18 protein-coding genes are annotated in these 16,986 nt (G+C 69.9%); 9 read left to right on the top strand and 9 right to left on the bottom strand.

Annotation, left to right across the window (positions count from 1 at the left end; genetic code table 11):
- Positions 1–122 precede the first annotated feature (122 nt).
- Positions 123–1,421, bottom strand: a complete 1,299-nt coding sequence (locus CBOVI_RS05885) for an ABC transporter permease family protein (protein WP_010270545.1) — start codon at positions 1,419–1,421, stop codon at positions 123–125.
- Positions 1,418–2,188, bottom strand: coding sequence for an ABC transporter ATP-binding protein (locus tag CBOVI_RS05880; protein WP_010270539.1), 771 nt, complete (start codon positions 2,186–2,188; stop codon positions 1,418–1,420). The genes CBOVI_RS05885 and CBOVI_RS05880 overlap by 4 nt, the downstream gene beginning before the upstream one ends.
- A gap of 109 nt (positions 2,189–2,297) precedes the next feature.
- Between CBOVI_RS05880 and CBOVI_RS05875 the strand changes: the two genes are divergently transcribed.
- Positions 2,298–3,791 carry a sensor histidine kinase gene (locus CBOVI_RS05875; RefSeq protein ID WP_125185891.1) on the top strand — a complete coding sequence of 498 codons (1,494 nt, stop codon included), beginning with the start codon at positions 2,298–2,300 and terminating at the stop codon, positions 3,789–3,791.
- 1 nt (position 3,792) lies between these two features.
- On the top strand, positions 3,793–4,443 hold the full coding sequence (locus tag CBOVI_RS05870) for a response regulator transcription factor (RefSeq protein ID WP_010270533.1): 651 nt from the start codon (positions 3,793–3,795) through the stop codon (positions 4,441–4,443).
- A gap of 1,365 nt (positions 4,444–5,808) precedes the next feature.
- Here the strand turns inward: CBOVI_RS05870 and CBOVI_RS05865 are convergent.
- Positions 5,809–6,147 carry a hypothetical protein gene (locus CBOVI_RS05865; RefSeq protein WP_029157920.1) on the bottom strand — a complete coding sequence of 113 codons (339 nt, stop codon included), beginning with the start codon at positions 6,145–6,147 and terminating at the stop codon, positions 5,809–5,811.
- Positions 6,148–6,506: 359 nt separating this feature from the next.
- Between CBOVI_RS05865 and CBOVI_RS05860 the strand changes: the two genes are divergently transcribed.
- On the top strand, positions 6,507–6,734 hold the full coding sequence (locus tag CBOVI_RS05860; RefSeq protein WP_010270520.1) for a hypothetical protein: 228 nt from the start codon (positions 6,507–6,509) through the stop codon (positions 6,732–6,734).
- Between the two features lie 800 nt (positions 6,735–7,534).
- Positions 7,535–7,717: a hypothetical protein gene (locus CBOVI_RS05855; RefSeq protein WP_029157918.1), complete on the top strand. Its 183-nt coding sequence runs from the start codon at positions 7,535–7,537 to the stop codon at positions 7,715–7,717.
- A gap of 33 nt (positions 7,718–7,750) precedes the next feature.
- Here the strand turns inward: CBOVI_RS05855 and CBOVI_RS05850 are convergent, their stop codons facing one another.
- On the bottom strand, positions 7,751–7,948 hold the full coding sequence (locus CBOVI_RS05850; RefSeq protein WP_125185893.1) for a hypothetical protein: 198 nt from the start codon (positions 7,946–7,948) through the stop codon (positions 7,751–7,753).
- Positions 7,949–8,768: 820 nt separating this feature from the next.
- Between CBOVI_RS05850 and CBOVI_RS05845 the strand changes: the two genes are divergently transcribed.
- Positions 8,769–8,924, top strand: coding sequence for a hypothetical protein (locus CBOVI_RS05845; RefSeq protein ID WP_010270511.1), 156 nt, complete (start codon positions 8,769–8,771; stop codon positions 8,922–8,924).
- A gap of 1,557 nt (positions 8,925–10,481) precedes the next feature.
- Here the strand turns inward: CBOVI_RS05845 and CBOVI_RS05840 are convergent.
- Positions 10,482–10,853, bottom strand: coding sequence for an ArsR/SmtB family transcription factor (locus CBOVI_RS05840; protein WP_010270506.1), 372 nt, complete (start codon positions 10,851–10,853; stop codon positions 10,482–10,484).
- A gap of 421 nt (positions 10,854–11,274) precedes the next feature.
- Here CBOVI_RS05840 and arsB point away from each other — a divergent pair, with 421 nt between their 5' ends.
- Complete coding sequence (gene arsB / locus CBOVI_RS05835) at positions 11,275–12,321, top strand: ACR3 family arsenite efflux transporter (protein ID WP_029157917.1); 1,047 nt, start codon at positions 11,275–11,277, stop codon at positions 12,319–12,321.
- A 74-nt stretch (positions 12,322–12,395) separates the two neighbouring features.
- On the opposite strand, the gene mgtE is transcribed toward arsB, so the two are convergent.
- The 4 genes from mgtE to CBOVI_RS05815 all read right to left on the bottom strand — a co-directional run bounded on the left by mgtE (position 12,396) and on the right by CBOVI_RS05815 (position 15,397).
- Positions 12,396–13,781 carry a magnesium transporter gene (mgtE, locus tag CBOVI_RS05830; protein WP_010270500.1) on the bottom strand — a complete coding sequence of 462 codons (1,386 nt, stop codon included), beginning with the start codon at positions 13,779–13,781 and terminating at the stop codon, positions 12,396–12,398.
- Positions 13,782–13,965: 184 nt separating this feature from the next.
- Complete coding sequence (locus CBOVI_RS05825; protein WP_157998199.1) at positions 13,966–14,142, bottom strand: hypothetical protein; 177 nt, start codon at positions 14,140–14,142, stop codon at positions 13,966–13,968.
- A gap of 83 nt (positions 14,143–14,225) precedes the next feature.
- Positions 14,226–14,933 carry a YceI family protein gene (locus CBOVI_RS05820; RefSeq protein WP_010270494.1) on the bottom strand — a complete coding sequence of 236 codons (708 nt, stop codon included), beginning with the start codon at positions 14,931–14,933 and terminating at the stop codon, positions 14,226–14,228.
- Between the two features lie 29 nt (positions 14,934–14,962).
- A complete protein-coding gene (locus tag CBOVI_RS05815; RefSeq protein ID WP_308726327.1) occupies positions 14,963–15,397 on the bottom strand; it encodes a hypothetical protein in 435 nt (144 codons plus the stop codon).
- Between the two features lie 177 nt (positions 15,398–15,574).
- Between CBOVI_RS05815 and CBOVI_RS05810 the strand changes: the two genes are divergently transcribed.
- The 3 genes from CBOVI_RS05810 (at position 15,575) to CBOVI_RS05800 (ending at position 16,885) form a co-directional block, all read left to right on the top strand.
- Positions 15,575–15,955 (top strand): RNA polymerase-binding protein RbpA, encoded by a 381-nt coding sequence (locus tag CBOVI_RS05810; RefSeq protein ID WP_083826058.1) that lies wholly within the window; start codon positions 15,575–15,577, stop codon positions 15,953–15,955.
- A gap of 108 nt (positions 15,956–16,063) precedes the next feature.
- The gene (locus CBOVI_RS05805) at positions 16,064–16,471 is read left to right on the top strand and encodes a YidH family protein (protein WP_010270483.1); all 408 of its coding nucleotides are present in this window, start codon (positions 16,064–16,066) and stop codon (positions 16,469–16,471) included.
- Between the two features lie 9 nt (positions 16,472–16,480).
- Positions 16,481–16,885: a DUF202 domain-containing protein gene (locus CBOVI_RS05800; RefSeq protein WP_010270480.1), complete on the top strand. Its 405-nt coding sequence runs from the start codon at positions 16,481–16,483 to the stop codon at positions 16,883–16,885.
- Positions 16,886–16,986: the final 101 nt, after the last annotated feature.

Below are 16,986 nucleotides of genomic sequence, written 5' to 3'. Positions count from 1 at the left end.
TCACGCGTGTCTCCGTCGTGTTGCCGTCGTGCCCCTCTTGTGCCCCCGCGGTGCCCCTCCGGCGTCCCCGCGGTGCCCCTCCTGTGCCCCCGCGGTGCCCCTCCCGTGCCTCCGGACCGCGCTCACCGGCCGGGGCGCCGGCCGTCGCGCCGGACGAGCAGACCGAGGAGCGTCACGAGCACGAGCATCACCCCGAGGACGACCCCGAGCGGGAACCAGAGCACGGCGTCGGCCCATCCCGCCGGGAACGGCCGTCCCACCAGGGCGGTCTCCGTCGTGGCGACCCCGGCGACCGTCACCGCGAGGGTGAGCACGGCGACGGTGACGACGACGCACACCGCCTCCCACCCGACCACCGCCGCACGGTGCCGGCGCGAGGCCCCGGCGCGGCGGAGCGTCCGGTCGTCCACGACGCGGCGGCGGCGCATGACGCACACCGACCCCAGTCCCGCGACGAGCGGAGGCCCGGCGACAGGGGAGAGCAGGGCGAGGCCGGACCACAGGGCGGCGGCGTCGCCACCCTGCGCGGTGACGAGGACGGACAGTGACGACCCGAGCCCGACGGTCATCGACGCGACGAGGAACCACGGGACCACCAGCGCCGACGTGAAGGCCGACCGGGCGCGCACGGAGCCCGCGGCGACCCGGGCGGCGGGCCCGGCCACGTGCAGCAGGCGCGTCCACTGGAGCAGCGGGCCGATGTACCAGCCCGCCAGCGGCACGAGCGTCATCGTCACGAGCAGCACCGTCGCGACGCCGTTCGACGGGTCCCGCCGGAACGCGTCGTCGAGGAGCAGCGCCACGAACGACGCGCCGAACAGCAGCCCGAGCAGCGTCGGGGCCACCCGCGGCCGCGACCGGGGCACGACCGCCGACCGCACCGCGACCAGCGGCGGCGCCCACGCGACCGCGACCGTCGGCCGGAGCACGCCGAGCAGCGTCGAGCCGACGCACACCCCCACGGCCACGGCGGCGACCGTCACCGTGACCGGCGGTTCGGGCAGTGGTGAGCCGTTCAGGGCGAGCAGGTGGGACGCCCCCGGTAGCAGGGCCGGTGCCGTGAGCGTGCCGAGGACCGCGCCGACCGCGGCGACGAGCGTCGTCCGGGCGAGCACCACCGCGGCCACCCCCGCGCCGGACACCCCGGCGAGCCGCCAGCGGGCGTACGTCGCCCGGCGTTCGTCGAGCATGAGCCCGGACAGGGTCGACGACGCCGCGACCACGCTGAGCACCATCATGCCCAGGACCGTCCCACCGAACCCGGTGCCGGCGTCCGAGCCGGTCAGGAGGTACGCCACGGCGCACGTCGTGCCGGCCCCGGCGGTGACGAGCGTGAGGAGCAGGCCGAGCCAGGACAGCCGGTCGTCCCACAGGTCCCGGGCCGCGACGGACACCAGGGCCGCGGGGGCCGTCGGGGTCACCGGGGGACCTCCGCCGCGCCGCCGGGACCGGGACCGACACCCGGACGCGGACCCGGACCCGCACCGGGCCCCGGACCGACACCGCCACCGCCACCGCCGAGGGGGAGCACCCGGTCGACGATCCGCATCGCCTCCCGGGTGTGGGTGACGAGGACGACCGCCGCCCCCCGGTCCGCGCAGCCGCGGAGGTGGTCGAGGACGACGGCCGCCGACGCCGGGTCCAGGGCACCGGTCGGCTCGTCGGCGAAGATGTAGGGCACGCGGGCGAGCAGGACCCGGGCGACGGCGACCCGCTGCTGCTGGCCCCCGGAGAGCTGGTGGGGGAGACGACGCTCCAGACCGTCGAGCCCCAGCGACGCGAAGACGTCCCGGACGTCCCGGCGCGTCGTCCGACGCCCCAGGAGACGGGCCGTGAGCAGGGCGTTGTCGCGGGCGGTGAGGGACTCCAGGAGGTTGTAGTCCTGGAAGACGAAGGCCCGCTCCCTCCTCGACGGGGCGGTGACCGTGCCGGAACTCGGGGAGTCGAGCCCGGAGAGGAGCGCCAGCATCGTCGTCTTACCCGCGCCGGACGGCCCGGTGAGGCCGAGGATCTCGCCGGGGTGGACCGTGACGTCGGTCGGGGGGATGACGGTCCGGCGGCCGAACCGGCGGGTCACCCCCCGGGCGACGACGGGCCGGACGGTCGCGTGGCGGGGCGCCGGGGACCGGCGGGGGGTGCGGTGGCCGGGCCGGGCGGCCGGCGGTGGGGTCGGTGCGTGGCTGGTCATGGCACCAGTCCACCCGTCGCGGGGCGTGGCGGGAAGGGCGGGAGGTCCCGTCCCGGGGTGGAGCCAGCTCCACTGTCCCCGGCCGGTGGCCCGGCTATTGTCGAAAGCCATGAGTCTGCCGACGACCACACCTCACGGGGCGCCCGGACCGGACACCCCCGCCGGGGTGGCCGACCGTGGCTGGCCACCCGGTTTCCGGCGCGGCCCCCTGCGCTTCGTCCTGTCCGGGGCGGCCTGGCGTGCCGTCGGCTGGACGGTCGTCCTCGCCCTGGTGGCGGTTCCGCTCTGCGTGGCGTCGGTCCTCCTCCTGCCCCTGCTCCCGGTCGTCGCGCGGGTCGCCGACGCCCTGGGCCGGGCGGGTGCCCGGTGGACGGGGGCGCCGGTGACGCCGAGGGGTCGGGGCGGCTGGCAGGGCTGGCAGCGGATAGTCCTGCTGGGGGTTCTCGACGTCCTCGGCGTCGTCGCCCTCGGCGTGGTCGGGGGTGCGGGCGGTCTCGTCGGCGGGGGGATCGTCGGCGCGGTCGTCGCGGTGCTGCACCCGGGGGACGCGCGGATGACCCTCGGATCGGGGGAGGTCACCTGGACCCCCGGGATCGTCGGCGTGGCACTGGTCGTGGCGGTGCTCGCCCTGGTCGTCCTCGTCTACCTGTCGTGGCTCCTCAGCGGGCTGTCCGTGTGGGCCACGACCGCCGCGAACGCGCCGACCGGCCGGGACATCGAGCAGCTCGAACGCTCCCGGGCGGTGCTCGCCGACGCCGTCGACGCGGAGCGTCGCCGGATCGAACGTGAGCTGCACGACGGGGTGCAGCAGTACCTCACCGCGCTGCAGCTGTCCCTCGGCACGCTGGAGCTGGCGCTCCGCCGGGATGCCGCGGCGACCGGGACGGCGAGGGACCCGGGGGCCCCGGGTGGGACGGGCCCGGCGACCGGGACGGCGGGACAGGCGGGCGAGGCGGGGGAGGAGTCCCCGCTGCTCGGCCCGCTCGCGCAGGCACAGCTCAACGCCCGCCGGGCGTCGGAGGCCCTGCGCGCCACCGTCCGCGGCCTCTACCCGCAGGTGCTCCGCGACCGGGGGCTCGGCGACGCGCTGCGGGAACTCGTCGCGCACTCCGGGCTGGACGGCGGGGTCGAGGAGACCGCCGCCCCGGGTGCGGACGGCTCCCTCGCCGCCACCCCGGCCCTCCTGCTGTACCACTGCGCGGCGGAGGGCGTGACGAACGCCGTGCGCCACGGCCACGCCCGGCGGGTCGGGCTGCGCGTCCGGTACGGCCGGGACGCCGTGACGCTCACGCTCGACGACGACGGCTCCGGGCTCGCCCCCGCGGGGACCGGGCGCGTGCCCACGGCCCCTGGCGGTGGTGACTGCGGCGGTGGTGACGAGGGAGCCGGGCGTGCCGGGCGCGGAGCCGGGGTCACGCCCACCGGGGACGACGGAACCCGCAGCGCGGCCGGACCACCGGGCACCGGCATCGCCGGGCTGCGGGAACGGGCGGCCGTGCTCGGCGGGACAGTCCGCGTCGGCCCCTCCCGGCGGTACCCCGGTGCGTCGCTGGAGATGACGCTCCCCCGGCACACCCCCCTCGACGGACACGGACGGAGCTGACATGAGGATCCTGCTGGCCGAGGACTCGGCGCTCCTGCGCGCCGGGCTCGCGGAACTGCTGCGCGCCGCCGGGCACGACGTCCACGACGTCGCCGACGCGGAGGCGCTGGAGAGGGAGTGTGACACGGTCGACCCGGACCTCGTCGTCACGGACGTGCGGATGCCGCCCGGGATGGGGGAGGACGGGCTCGTCGCGGTGCACCGCCTCCGGGAGGCGCGGGCGCGGGCAGGTCGCGCGCCACTTCCCGTCGTCGTCCTGTCCCAGTACGTCGCCGCCGCGTACCTCGACGTGCTCATGGAGCACGGCGGGTTCGGCTACCTGCTCAAGGAGCGGGTGGGTGACGTCACGGAGTTTCTCCGGGCCGTGCGCGACGTCGCCGACGGTGGGACCGTCGTCGACCCGGAGGTGGTGCGCGTCCTGCTGCGCAGCCGGACGACCGGAGTCGGCGCGCTGACGGGTCGCGAGCGGGAGGTCCTGGAACTCATGGCGCGTGGGTTGGGCAACCCGGAGATCGAGCGGCACCTGCGCCTCAGTGCCGGGGCGGTGAGCAAGCACGTCGCGAACATCTTCATGAAGCTCGGGTTCACCCCGGAGGACGGCAACCGGCGGGTCCGCGCGGTGCTGGAGTGGCTGCGTCACCGTCCTTTGTGAGAGGCCGGCGTCCCGGGCGCGTGGTGGTCGTCGGAACCGGACGGCAGAGCCGACGGTTCCTGGTCGTCAGGTGCCTCGTCGGACGGCACCTGGTCATCCGGTGCTTCGTCATCCGGCGCCTCGTCGGAATCGGACGGTGCTTCGTCACAACCTCGTACAGGACCCACATGCCGACGGCCGTGACAAACGGGGCTCACCTCCGGGGGAGGAGCGGAACGCGGACCGAGGGATGAAGGCCGTGCACAGGATCATCGTCCCCATGGGCAGCACGACACACGCGAGATCCAGGACGTCAGCGGCCCGGGTACCGTCGTGGGCCTTCCGCCAGTTTTCGGTGGCGAACAGCCCTAGGCAGACGACGTAGACGGCCGCGTAGCCGGGGATAATACCCACCGGGAACCCTTTCCTGCCGAGTATGGTGTACAGCGTCCAGCCGGGCCGTACGCTGGCCGTGCCGAAGATGCCCGCCAGCAGTGCCGCGTAGCCGGAGTATTTCTTCAGGTACCGGATCATGACGGGTGAGCGGCGGGACGCCGGAGGTCGGTGGACATCGGTGGGACTCCTTCCCTGAGGAAACGGGTGTACGGAGTTATACAGCGCAGGTACTGCCCCTGTCTACGGTTCCCTGACAATGACCGTGAAAATTGTCCGTGGACGTCAAGTGTCCGGTGCGGTCGACGGCATGAGCCAGGCCCTGCCGACGTCACGCGTTCGTTCCTGCCGACCGGATGTGTCACGTCCGGGACGGCTGTTCCCGGCGGGGGCACGCCCGTTGGGGGAGGGGGAACGACGACAGCGTGGTCGGCCGGCCGGTGTGGTGGCGACGCTCGCGGTCCCCGCGGTCCCGGTGGACCTGACCGGGGGGCTGTATCAGTGACGGCGCGTCAGAAACCGTGAAGGTCGAGTAGGGTCGGGCGTTGACCGGACACGGTGGGACGGGATGTCCACGACCTCTCACTGCAACGCCTGGAGGGAGACGAAAGGGTAGACATGGGAATCATCGAGCTGCTGATAGCGTGTGTGTCGATAGGGCTCATGCTCCTCGGGCCCGCCGCGTTCATCGCCCTGGGGTACTTCTTCGGGAGAAGAAACAGCCGAAAGTAGCGTCGCCACGGAGCGCGCGAGAGGCCCGCCCCAGCCTCGACGACGAGGAGACACTAGCGTTGACACGGAGCGCGCGAGAGGCCCGCTCCAGCCGCGACGACGAGGAGACAGGCTCGATTCCCGTCCTGCGGATCAGGGTGGTGGGGGGAGCGGCCATCCGGGGTGCGGTCTCAGTGCCGTCGGGACTCGTGGTCGCCGAGATCCCGGCGCCGCGCCGGACCGACGGGTCGATTCTCAGATAACCGCCGCACGACGTGTGCCTTATGACGGAGTGGGTGCCCCGGCACTCCCGCCGTCAGTGATGCCCGTTCCGCCCCGTGATCCCGCACGGATGGGAACGGCGAAGTAGACGAGGCCGAGAAGCAGGATGACCACCCTTCCGATGGTGCTGGTCCAGGTGATACCGAGGATCGTGATTCCGCAGTAGAACAACACCATGCGGGTGAGCTGGCCGTAACGTGCTGAGGCTCGGAGTGCGATCCTCACAGACAGCGTGACGCAGATGATGAAGATCACTGCGTACCCTGCCCGGTACACGGGATCGAGGTCGGTCAATGACGTGGTGCTCTCGTCGATCATCGGTGAGAGGAAGACCATCATGCCGGCCCAGGCCAGTTCAGGCGCCGGGCGTAATACCGGAACGTTAGAATTTCTCATGAGATGAGGTGCCCTCCGTTCGGGACAATGGTGGGGTAAGTGCCACCGGCTGTCTACGTGTCCGGTGCAGTCTACCTGTCATTATGATGGAGGACAGGGGCCGCTACCACCGTGGCTGCCTGGTAGGTGACGCTCCGGATGCTCCGGACCCGGAGGTGTCGACGGTCGCGGATGCGGAGGCGATGGTGTTGTCCTGCCTGTTCCGGGTGGATGTGACCCGGCAGGGACGGGCTTATCCCCGGGGTGTGGAATGCTGGTGTCATGACCGAATCACATCGAATCAACCTTAAAGGCGAAATCGGATGAGCGGCAGGGACAGGCGTGCCCCACGGCCGATGTCGGAGTTCTTGCAGGAGATTCTCGAGGAGTTTCCCACCGACACCCATCCCGGGACCGCAGCGTGGTTGACAGGCCTCGAGGCGAATTACCGGGCTGCGGAGGCCGCCGGTGAACCGCTCGGCGTCGACACGCTGGTGCGGAGCTTGATCGGAATCGTGTGCTACCTCGAAGACCGCAATGAAGCCTGGTGACCGTCCGAGACGACGCAACAACGGTCTGTGACACCGGAAGCCCTCCGGACTGCCGTCAGTCAGCCGGGGGAGGCTCAGTGCTCGCGGAAGTGCTCGGCACGCGAGCATGAGCATGAACATGGGTACGGTTTGTCGGATCGATTCGGTCGAGAGCGTGGTCTTGGGAGTTTCCGGTATATCTGCCCGAAACGTAGGGCAACGGGGCCGTCGGGCTGCGCTGTGAGGCACCGTGAAACTAAGGACACACTCCCCGCACAGGTCCGTCGCTATTCCTGGAGGCTTGTTCGCAGCCTTACTGGGACGAAGCGAGCGAGGTGGATGCGGTCTCTGTGGAGCCTGCCAATACTCGTTTGTGTCCGGTCGTGCCTTCACTCGAACGGACGCAACAGACATTGATCTGAACTGCACGGTGGCAACAATTCACCGGTCGCGCCCGGATGGTCTTGTGCTCAACGTATATTCCCGTCCCGTGTGCTCTCTGGCGGTGGGGTGGAGGGGAGTGGATGCATGACCCGTATGGGCCGCGGCCTCATCACGGCCTGGATCGCTCGTGCTATGGTCGGAGCTACGGTTATTGTGTATACTCCGGGCGTAGCCGAACGTCCTTTCCGTGGACAGTCGGTCATAAACGGCCAGATGCAGGCTAGGAACGACGAGGCCTGGGCGTTGTCAGCGGCCGCGGTGCGGACACCTGGCGGCAGGCACATCATCAAAACCTCGATTCCGATGTAAAACGATATGTTGAACAGCGCCTAGAAGTCTACCTGGCGCCACGCCTGACTTGATGGAGGGATATAATAATGAAGGGTCAGAATACGCTTGGAATTACGATTTCTGTTGCGCTGGCTGTGGTTGGCGCTGTGTCTCTCTACCTGATGGGAGGCGATTTTCCCAAGTCGGTTTTTGTGGCTCTCATCAGCCTGGGCATCGGGCTTGTCATCATGCTTCTGTTCTCGTTGGGTGGGGGAACGGACAACGAGTGAGCGCCCTACCGGTGGTCCGGTGCACCATTGGTGCTATTTTCGGGGTCTGCTGTAGATGATGAACAAGACGCCGGCAAGTGTGCCGAGGAGCACCGCTTCTCCCCATGACTGCCAAGAAAACGGACGACCGAGAAGGTGCGGCCTGATCGCGGCAAAATAAACCAGGAGCCCTAGTGCCATCGTGGCCCACCACTGCGACGCCTTGAGGATCAATCTTTTCTTGCCGTCCATGCACGGCTCCTTCGCTGACGTCAATCGCGTCCAGATGCTTCGCCTCGCGACATAGAAAGTCGCGCCCCGTATCGATCACTTACGCCTGAGCGCTCGGATGATCGTCATGATCGCCCATACGAATGGCGCGACCACCAGGGCCGTTACGGCGAATATCAGTACTTCAATAATCCCGAAGCTTCCCACTGTGTACCTCCAGGTCGATGTGTTAGGGCGTCATGGTGGTGCAGGCCCGCGGGGAATCTGCTATGTCGATATGGTGGCGGCCAGACACATCGGTGGTGGCCTCAGATGTTTCGTCGTTGAGGACGATCTGCCTCTTCATGGGGAATTCTTCTGGGGCGGGTGCGTGGTGGTGGGGAAGAGGGAAGTCAAGCGTGTCAGGTCCATCCGAATCCAGAATATACGGAAGCGTAGTATCGGTAAATAGACAAAAGTATACGGTTAACATACGAGAGTATATTGTCGTGTGGATGTGGCCGACACGTGAGGGTTGGGGGTCTCCAAGGGTGTCGGGCCCGGGGTTGACGTGACGCTGGTGACGAAAATGGCACGTCACGAGTCGGTGTGCCGTAAATTCGCACCGGAGCAGGAGTGCAGGGCAGATTGTTCGATCTTTCGGTCATTAGTGACGAAACCCCGGTAGTGGGGTACGTCGCTCCGACGGTGGCTCAGATCGCCGGTATCACCTACCGACAGCTCGACTTCGGGACACGAACCGGCCTGGTCACCGCCAGTATCACCCCCCGCCGCCGGGTCCGGGACCAGCAGGCTCTACAGCGTCCTGGACATCGTCATCACCAAAATCATCGCGTCCCTGTTGGATGCCGGACTGTTGCTGAAGGCAGTACGCACCGCGCTGAACACACTGACAGACCTCGGAGTCGACGACCTGGCCGCCACCACACTGTTCAGCGACGGCATCACCATCTACCACTGTCACAGCAGCGACGAAATCACCGACCTCCTCGCTTGAGGCCAGGGAGTCTTCGGCGTTGCCGTCCCCGGCCTGATCACAGACCTCACCACCACCATCACCACGCTGCCCACACACAACACGGCCACCATCACCACGCTGCCCACACACAACACCGCCACCCGAAATCCCGGCAGGGGAGAGGCAGACTGCGCGCAAGACGCCGCATAGGGGCTCTCATCATCCACAAGGCGTCCAGGAGCTCCCCCCCGGATATCTCGAAGGAGGTTCTTCCTCGAGGGGGAGCTATCACGGACGGCGGAGAGACCGGGTTATCTGATGCACTTCAGCCACCTTCTGGGCTGGAAGCTGAGAACGTTGCGTCCCGTCGCTGGCCCGCTTTTCGCCGGATTGGGCTGGATATCGTCGCCGGGGTAGAGTTCTCGACGATCGCCGATAATCTCCTCTGCTCGTTTAGCCTCTATACTGTGTTCCGTCTGCAGGGGAACTGTTTTTCCAGAAGTTCAGCCCCCAGAGGATGTTTATGAGCACTATTCTCATTGAAGGGAAGAACCACGACGGCGTGCACCCGGAGTAGATTGGGTCATCGGCCCTAGACAGCGCGATCTTCCGTATTGAAAGAACGCACCAAGATGCGTTAATGGCGACCATGGCTAAAAACAGTTGCCAGGAATAAAGCCACGACAACGCCATAGCGATTGTGAACGCGTAATGAATAGCGCCCGCGAACGTTCTTCCGAGGAAAAAATCGTGCCCGCCGAGCCAGACGCTCCAACAGGCCATCTGGTATGCTCGGGACTTCGTCCTCGGGACAGGCGTGTGGTCTATGTGGCGGGGATTGAGATCGCCGAACTGGGGCACGTATCCAAACACGGTGGGGGCCTCCTACGGGGGTCCAGTTGTGGTATCCGACCGGCTGGTGGTGATGTGTAGTCGCCGTGGCCCCATAGTGCGCAGGTGCCAGCGTAAAGGGCAAACGTTGCTGCTAGTGCGGCAGGGTTGGAATCGGTCGGTGCGGCAACGGTTGCCTGCGTTCCAGCCTCGAGTCCTCCGGTCGCTCCGGTCTCTGCCCAGGCTCGTGTGACGGTGCGGGCCATGTCCTTCCGACGTCACTGCGGTCGGGAAGCGGGGCCGGACGTCGCTATAGTGTCATAATGTATATTATCGGTACTTCGGCTGACCTGCTGAGATCGGCGGGGCGCCCTCCGGCCCCTGCGTTCGCGGTGTCTGCGCCTCGACCTGTGGCGTCGCCGGCGCCCGTGCTGTCAGCGCCTCGCCCAGTCTTGCCGTTGGTCCATCAGGTTGGCGCATCAGCCTGTCAGGCGGCCGCCGGCGCCTCAGTCTCTGGCGTGCAGGCGCGGTACGCCGCGCGGTTGTCCCTGTCGTCGCCGCGGCCCGGTGGCGCGCTCCCGTCTGTCCGTCGCGCGGCTGTCTGCGTGACGTCCTCCGGGTCCTGTTCGCGATCTGGACGCCCCTGCCCGGGTAACCGGATACCCGCGGTTCGTTACATCACGTGACTAAACGGAACCGTCACTCCGGGACGTCCGCCGGGTGCGCCGTCACCGGCCCGACGCCGTCCGGTGTCCGCCCTCGCCGTCAGCCGATCGCGAGCGCCGCGCGCAACGGTGCGAACGCCTCGGCCACGACCGTGTAGAGCACGGACCGGCCCTGACGTCGTCTCGTGAGGAGCCCGGCGTCGGTGAGGATCCGCAGGTGATGGCTCACCGTCGGCTGGCTGACGCCCAGCGGGTCGACGAGATCGCCCACGCACACCGGGCCGCACCCGCGGGAGGCGATGAGCGACAGCATCCGCAGCCGGGTCGGGTCGGACAGGATGCGGAACCGCTCCGCGAGGTCGCTCGCCTCCGGCGGAGTGTACGGCCGCGTGGAGAGGCTGCAGCACGGTCCGGACTGCGGTGTGGACACGGCGGCCCGCGGTGCGGTTGCCGGGATGGTCGGCCTCGTCATGCGTGTCATCGTAACCGCCGGCGCCCCCGGCAGGCGTGTCGAGAGCGCCCTGGCCCGGAGTTTTCCCCGAATCCGGGTGCTCGCGGTGTGCGTCCCGGGGTGTCCCGACGCCCCGACCGCCGTGGTCCCGGAGCGTCCCGGGGTGTCCCGACGCCCCGACCGCCGCGGTCCCGGGGTATCCGCCGGTGCCTGCGGTGTGTGGTGGGTGGGCTCGTGGCGCCGCGGTGCCCCCGGTCCGCGCCGCCCTCCCGGCGGCGGGCGGGTCCGGGTTGTTAGTATCGACGGACGTCGATATGAAATCCCGAACCACACCCGGTCCGAGGAGGGTGATCCCACCGTGCCACCAGCTCAACCGCCGTCGTCCCCGTCCCCGTCGTCCCCGCCACCGGCGTCCTCGACGACCCCCGATCCTGTCCGCCGGCTGTCCGTCCTCAACCGCGGCCTGCCGGTCTGGATCCTCGCCGCGATGGCGGGCGGCGTCCTGCTCGGCCGGCTCGTCCCCGGGCTCCGCGACGCCCTCGGCGTCGTCGACGTCGGCGGGGTGTCGCTCCCGCTGCTCGTCGGGATGCTCGTCATGATGTACCCGCCGCTCGCGGGTGTGCGCTACGACCGCACCGCGGCCGTCGCCGCGGACACGCGACTCATGGTGACGTCCGTCGTCCTCAACTGGATCATCGGCCCCGCGGTGATGGTCGCCCTCGGCTGGCTGTTCCTCCCCGACCAGCCCGACCTGCGCACCGGGCTCATCCTCGTCGGGCTCGCACGGTGCATCGCCATGGTCCTCGTGTGGAACGACCTCGCCTGCGGCGACCGGGACGCCGCCGCCGTGCTCGTCACGGTCAACGCGGTGTTCCAGGTGGTCATGCTCGGCGTCCTCGGCTGGTTCTACCTCACCGTGCTGCCCGGGTGGCTCGGCCTCCCCGTGACGTCGGCGGGGTTCCCCGTCGGTGACGTCGTGCGGTCCGTGCTCATCTTCCTCGGGATCCCGCTCGTCGCCGGCGCGCTGTCCCGGGTTCTCGGGGAACGGTGGCGTGGCCGGCGGTGGTACGAACAGCGTTACCTCCCCCGCGTCGGCCCGCTCGCCCTCGTGGGCCTGCTGTTCACGATCGTGCTGCTGTTCTGCCTCCAGGGTGACCGGATCGTCGCCGAACCGTTGTCCGTGGTCCGGGTCGCCGTGCCGCTCGTCGTCTACTTCGCGGTCATGTTCACGGTCGCGTTGCTCGTCTCCCGCGCCGTCGGCCTCGGGTACGCCCGGTCGACGACGGTCGCGTTCACCGCGGCCGGCAATAACTTCGAACTCGCCATCGCCGTGGCCGTCGGCACGTGGGGCGCGGTCTCCGACCAGGCCCTCGCCGGGACGGTCGGCCCCCTCGTCGAGGTGCCCGTGCTCGTCGCCCTCGTCTACGTCATGCTGTGGGCGGGCCCCCGCCTGTTCCCGCGCGACCCCGGCGTCCCGACCGGGCGGTGACGGCGGCGCTCCCCTCGTCCGGGCTCCCCGGCCGCCCCCGTCGGCTCCCCGACCGCCGTGCCGCGACCCCGGCGTCAGCCCGCCGCGGCGAGCTGCGGGGCCAAGATCACCTGGGCGATCGTGAAGTAGATGATGAGCCCGGTCGCGTCGACGAGCGTCGAGACCACCGGAGTCGAGAACACCGCCGGGTCCACACCGATCTTCTTCGCCACCAGCGGGAGCACCCCGCCGACGATGCACGCCCACGCGCAGATCCCCACGATCGTCAGACTGATCGTCGCCGCGATCCGCGGCTCGTAGATCACCGCGATGAACGGGAACGTCAGGACCGCGAGGAACGCGCCGAGCATGAGACCGACCCGCACCTCACGCCACACCACGCGGACGAGGTCGCGGGGCCGGACCTCGTCGACGGCGAGGGCACGGACGACGGACGACGCCGCCTGTGAGCCGGCGTTACCGCCGGTGCCGATGATCATCGGCACGAACGTCGCCAACACCACGATCTTGTTCAGCGTGCCCTCGAAGGTGGACATGACGTTGATGGTCAGCACCGCCGCGAGGATGAGGACGACGAGCCAGACCCCACGCTTCCGGGCCAGCGTGAACACCGTCGCGGAGAGGTACGGCTCCCCCAGCGGCTCCGAACCGCCGCCACGGTAGGCGTCCTCCGTCACCTCGATCTCGAGGGCCTCCATCGCGTCGTCGACGGTGATCATGCCGACGATCCGGGACTCCTCGTCCACCACCGGCAGGGCCAGCAGGTCCGCCTCCTGGACGAGCCGGGCCGCGACCTCCTGGTCGGCCGTCGCGCGGACACTGTGCGTCTCCTTCGACATGAGGTCGCCGACGCGCGCCCCGTCGGCGGCCGTGACGAGGTCGGAGAGGTTCACGACGCCGAGGAGACGCCGCGTCTCGTCCGTCACCGCGAGCACCGCGATGTCCCGGTTACGGAGGCGACGCCCCCGCAGCTTGTCGAGGGCGTCCTCCCGGGTCATGTCCGGGTCGAGCACCGCCTGCGCCGGGGTCATGAGCCGGCCGGCGGACTCCGGCGGGTAGCCGAGCAGCCGGGAGGTGGCCTCCCGCTTGTCCGCGGGCAGATCCGCGAGGATCTTCGACGCCACCGTCGCCGGGGCCTCGCCGATGAGCCGCGCACGGTCGTCGTCCTGGAGCCCGCGGAGCAGCTCGCTGGCCCGGTCGCTGCGCAGCGCCTCCAGGAGCTCCCGCTGGTGCGAGATGTCCATGTACTCGAAGACGGCGAGCGCCCGGTCCTTCTCGAGCAGGCGGAACGCCACGGCGCGTTCACCGTGGTCGAGCCGTCCCAGCTCCTCGGAGATCGTGACGGTGTTCTGCGCGGCGAACCACGCGCGGACGGATTCGAGGTCGCCGGAGTCGATTGCGTCCTCGAGGTCGATGGCCGGGACGGCGGTGTCCCGCCGCAGGGAGTGGTCCTCGGTCATGGGGGTGTCTCCTGGGTCGTCGGTGCAGGGGCCGGGCGGGGTGGAGCAACGGGTGGAGCGAGGGTGGAACCGGGGTGGTGCACGGGGCGCACCGGGTGGAGCGGCGTGGAGCGCGGTGCCGGTCGGGATGCCGGTCGCGGCACCGGTCAGGGTGCCGACGGCCGGCGGTCGTCGGTCGCCGGGGTCAGTCGTCCATCGAGCGTAGCCGGACGAGCTGGACCACCGTGAGGACGGCGAACACCGCCGCGACCGCGGCGAAGATCCAGCCGATGAGACTGTTCTGGAACAGCATCAGCGCCGCGAAGACGACGAGTGCGGTGAGCCGCAGCCACCGGGTGATGACCATGGTCTGCTTGTCCATGTGGGAATCCTCCGCTGAGGTCGGTCGGTCAGTCGGGCTGTCGGTCGGGCGGGCGGTGGTGCGGCCGGTCGGGCCGGTGCCGGTCACCGTCCGTCGAGGGGGCGGGCGTCCTGGCTGGAGAGCACGAGCAGGACGTCGATCGTGCCCTCCTGGGAGATGTCCGAGGCGACGAACTGCGGACTCTGGAGACCGTAGTCGTCCCGGGTGACCGGGATGTGGGACTCCATGACGACGTGGTCCCCCGAGCGCAGGACCTTCATCGTCGGCGAGACGTCGTGCGTGCGCCCGTGGAGCGTGAGCGTCCCCGGCACCGTCACCGACCCGGCCGTGCCGTCGGCCGGCAGGGCGCTGACGTCGACCGGCGAGCGGACCGTGAACCGGGCGGTCGGGAACCTGTCACTCTGCAGGATGTGGTTGCGGACGTTGATGTCGCGCTTCTCGATGTCCGAACTGATCGAGTCGACCTGCACGGTCACCTCCCCCTCCGTCAGCCGGCCGTCCCGGACGACGAAGGAGCCCTCGACCCCGGTGCCCCGCCCGGACGTCGACTTCCGCTGACCGGGGAGCACCTCGTCGAACGTGTACCCGGCCTGGGAGTGGTTCGCACCGATCCCCTCGACGACGGACCAGTGCCCGTCGACACCCACCGACGCCGGCTCGCCGGAGCCGTCACCGAGGTTCGCCGTCCGGACCCCCTCGTCCGTGGCGTACCGGTAGACGACGGGACCGAGACCTGCGAGAAGGATCACGATGATCGCGACGACGGTCAGTGTGATGATTCCCTTGCGCATGGACCTCATGCTAGCGGGTGGGGGTGAGCTCACTCCCACCGGCGGCCCCGGGCCTCCTCGACGAGCCCGAGGATGCCGAGCAGCTCGTCGCACAGCTCCAGCAGACCGTCGGCCTCCTCCCCCTCTGTCACGGCCGTGCGGACGTCCTCGGCCGCGCAACGGAGCTCGAAGAGGTGGTCGTCCAGGGCGGTGACGGCGCTCCGCGGGAGGATGAGCGCGTCGGACGGGACGGCGGTGCCGTCGACGGCCTTGCGCTGCTCGTACGCCCGCTGGCGGCACGAGCGCCGGCAGTACCGGCGGGGGCGGCCCGTCGGGTTGTCCGTGATGGGTCGGCCACACCACAGGCAGTGCACGGGCCGGTCGCCGCGGCGACGACGGCGGGCCGGGCCGTCGGCGGAGGCGGAATAGTCGTGCTGTCCGCCGCGTTCCGGGGGACGTGACTGGTCTGACTCTGGCACCGGCATGTGGTCAGCATACCGGGTGCGTGCGACGCCGGAGCCGGGCGAGTACACTGAAAGAGTTGCCCGTGACCCGCCCGAGCGGTGTCTGCGGACTGATTCCGGTGGGTGACCACGGAGACGGGACGGCCAGGTGTGGACTGGCACGGGTGTGACCAGGATCCGGGAAAGGACTGATGACTGATGGCAGATCGCGTACTGCGCGGCAGCCGCATGGGGGCGGTCTCCTACGAGACCGACCGTGACCACGACCTCGCCCCCCGGCGCATGGTGAAGTACAGGACGGAGTCCGGGGAGGTCTTCGACGTCCCCTTCGCCGACGACGCCGAGATCCCCAACGAGTGGCTGTGCAAGAACGGCCAGACCGGCACCCTCGTCGAGGGCGACGGGCAGGAGGCCAAGCCCGTCAAGCCGCCGCGCACCCACTGGGACATGCTCCTCGAGCGGCGGTCCCTGGAGGAGCTCGACGAGCTTCTCGACGAGCGCATCGAGCTGCTCCGCAAGCGCCGCCGCCACGCCGTGAAGCTGCTCAAGCAGCAGGAGCAGGAGAACGCCGGGGCCTGACCCCGACCGCCGGCCGGCTCCCCCGCGGTGGCCGAAGCCCGGGTGCGGCGGCCCCGGTGGCGTTACGATCCCCGGGTGGACCGTGAACAACCAGGAGGAGCGGGGACGATGAGCGACACCGACCGGACGACGCCGGAACGGCCCGACGAGCCGGAGCGGGACTGGGTCGCCCGGACCGTGCTCCCCGGCGGGACCGAGCCCGACCCCCGGTTCACCCTCGCCAACGAGCGGACGTTCCTCGCCTGGATCCGCACCTCCCTCGCCTTCCTCGCCGGGGGGATCGGCCTGGAGGCGTTCGCCGGGCACCTCTTCGACGACGCGGTCCGCCGGGGGCTCGCCGTGTCCGTCGTCGCCGTCGGCATGCTCATCAGCCTCGGCGCGGTCGCCCGCTGGCGGCGCACCGAGCTCAACATGCGCCACGGCCGGCCGCTCACGGTCCCGCTCATCATCCCGCTGCTCAGCGTCATCGGCGTCGCCGCGAGTGTCGCCGTCATCGTCTTCCTCGTCACCGGGTAGGGCCGCACCGTGACCTCCGCCGACCGCACCGGGACCACCACCGGGGCCGCCGCCGTCACCGGGGACGACGCCGCCCGTCCGCCGCGCGCCGTCCCGTCCCGCCCCCACGCGGACCCGGGCCTGCAGCCTGAACGCACCGCGATGTCGTGGGGGCGGACGCTGCTCGCGATGTTCGTCGTCGCGTCGATGCTCCTCCGCTGGCTGCCCCAGTTCGGGCCGGTCGTCGTCGTGCCGGCCGGGGCGGCCGTGCTCGTCGCCGCGGCGATCCACACGACGCAGCGCCGCCGCTACCGGCGCATGGCGCGCATCATCCGGGCCGAGGCCGGACACGCCGACGCCGTGTCCGTGACCTGCACCGCCGCCGCGGTGATCGTCCTCGGCGCCCTGGGCATCGTCGCGGTGCTCGGGTCCTGACCCCGGCCACCACGTCGCGGACCCCGGTGGTGGGCGTCGTCCCCCTCCCCCTCCCCGCCTCTCCCTTCCCTCCCCCTCCCTCCCCTCCTGACCCGGGTCCC

This window comes from Corynebacterium bovis DSM 20582 = CIP 54.80, assembly GCF_030408615.1.
GTDB classification, from domain to species: Bacteria; Actinomycetota; Actinomycetes; order Mycobacteriales; family Mycobacteriaceae; genus Corynebacterium; species Corynebacterium bovis.
Note: the sequence above shows the minus strand (reverse complement) of the source record. Positions and strands in the feature narration are given on the sequence as shown.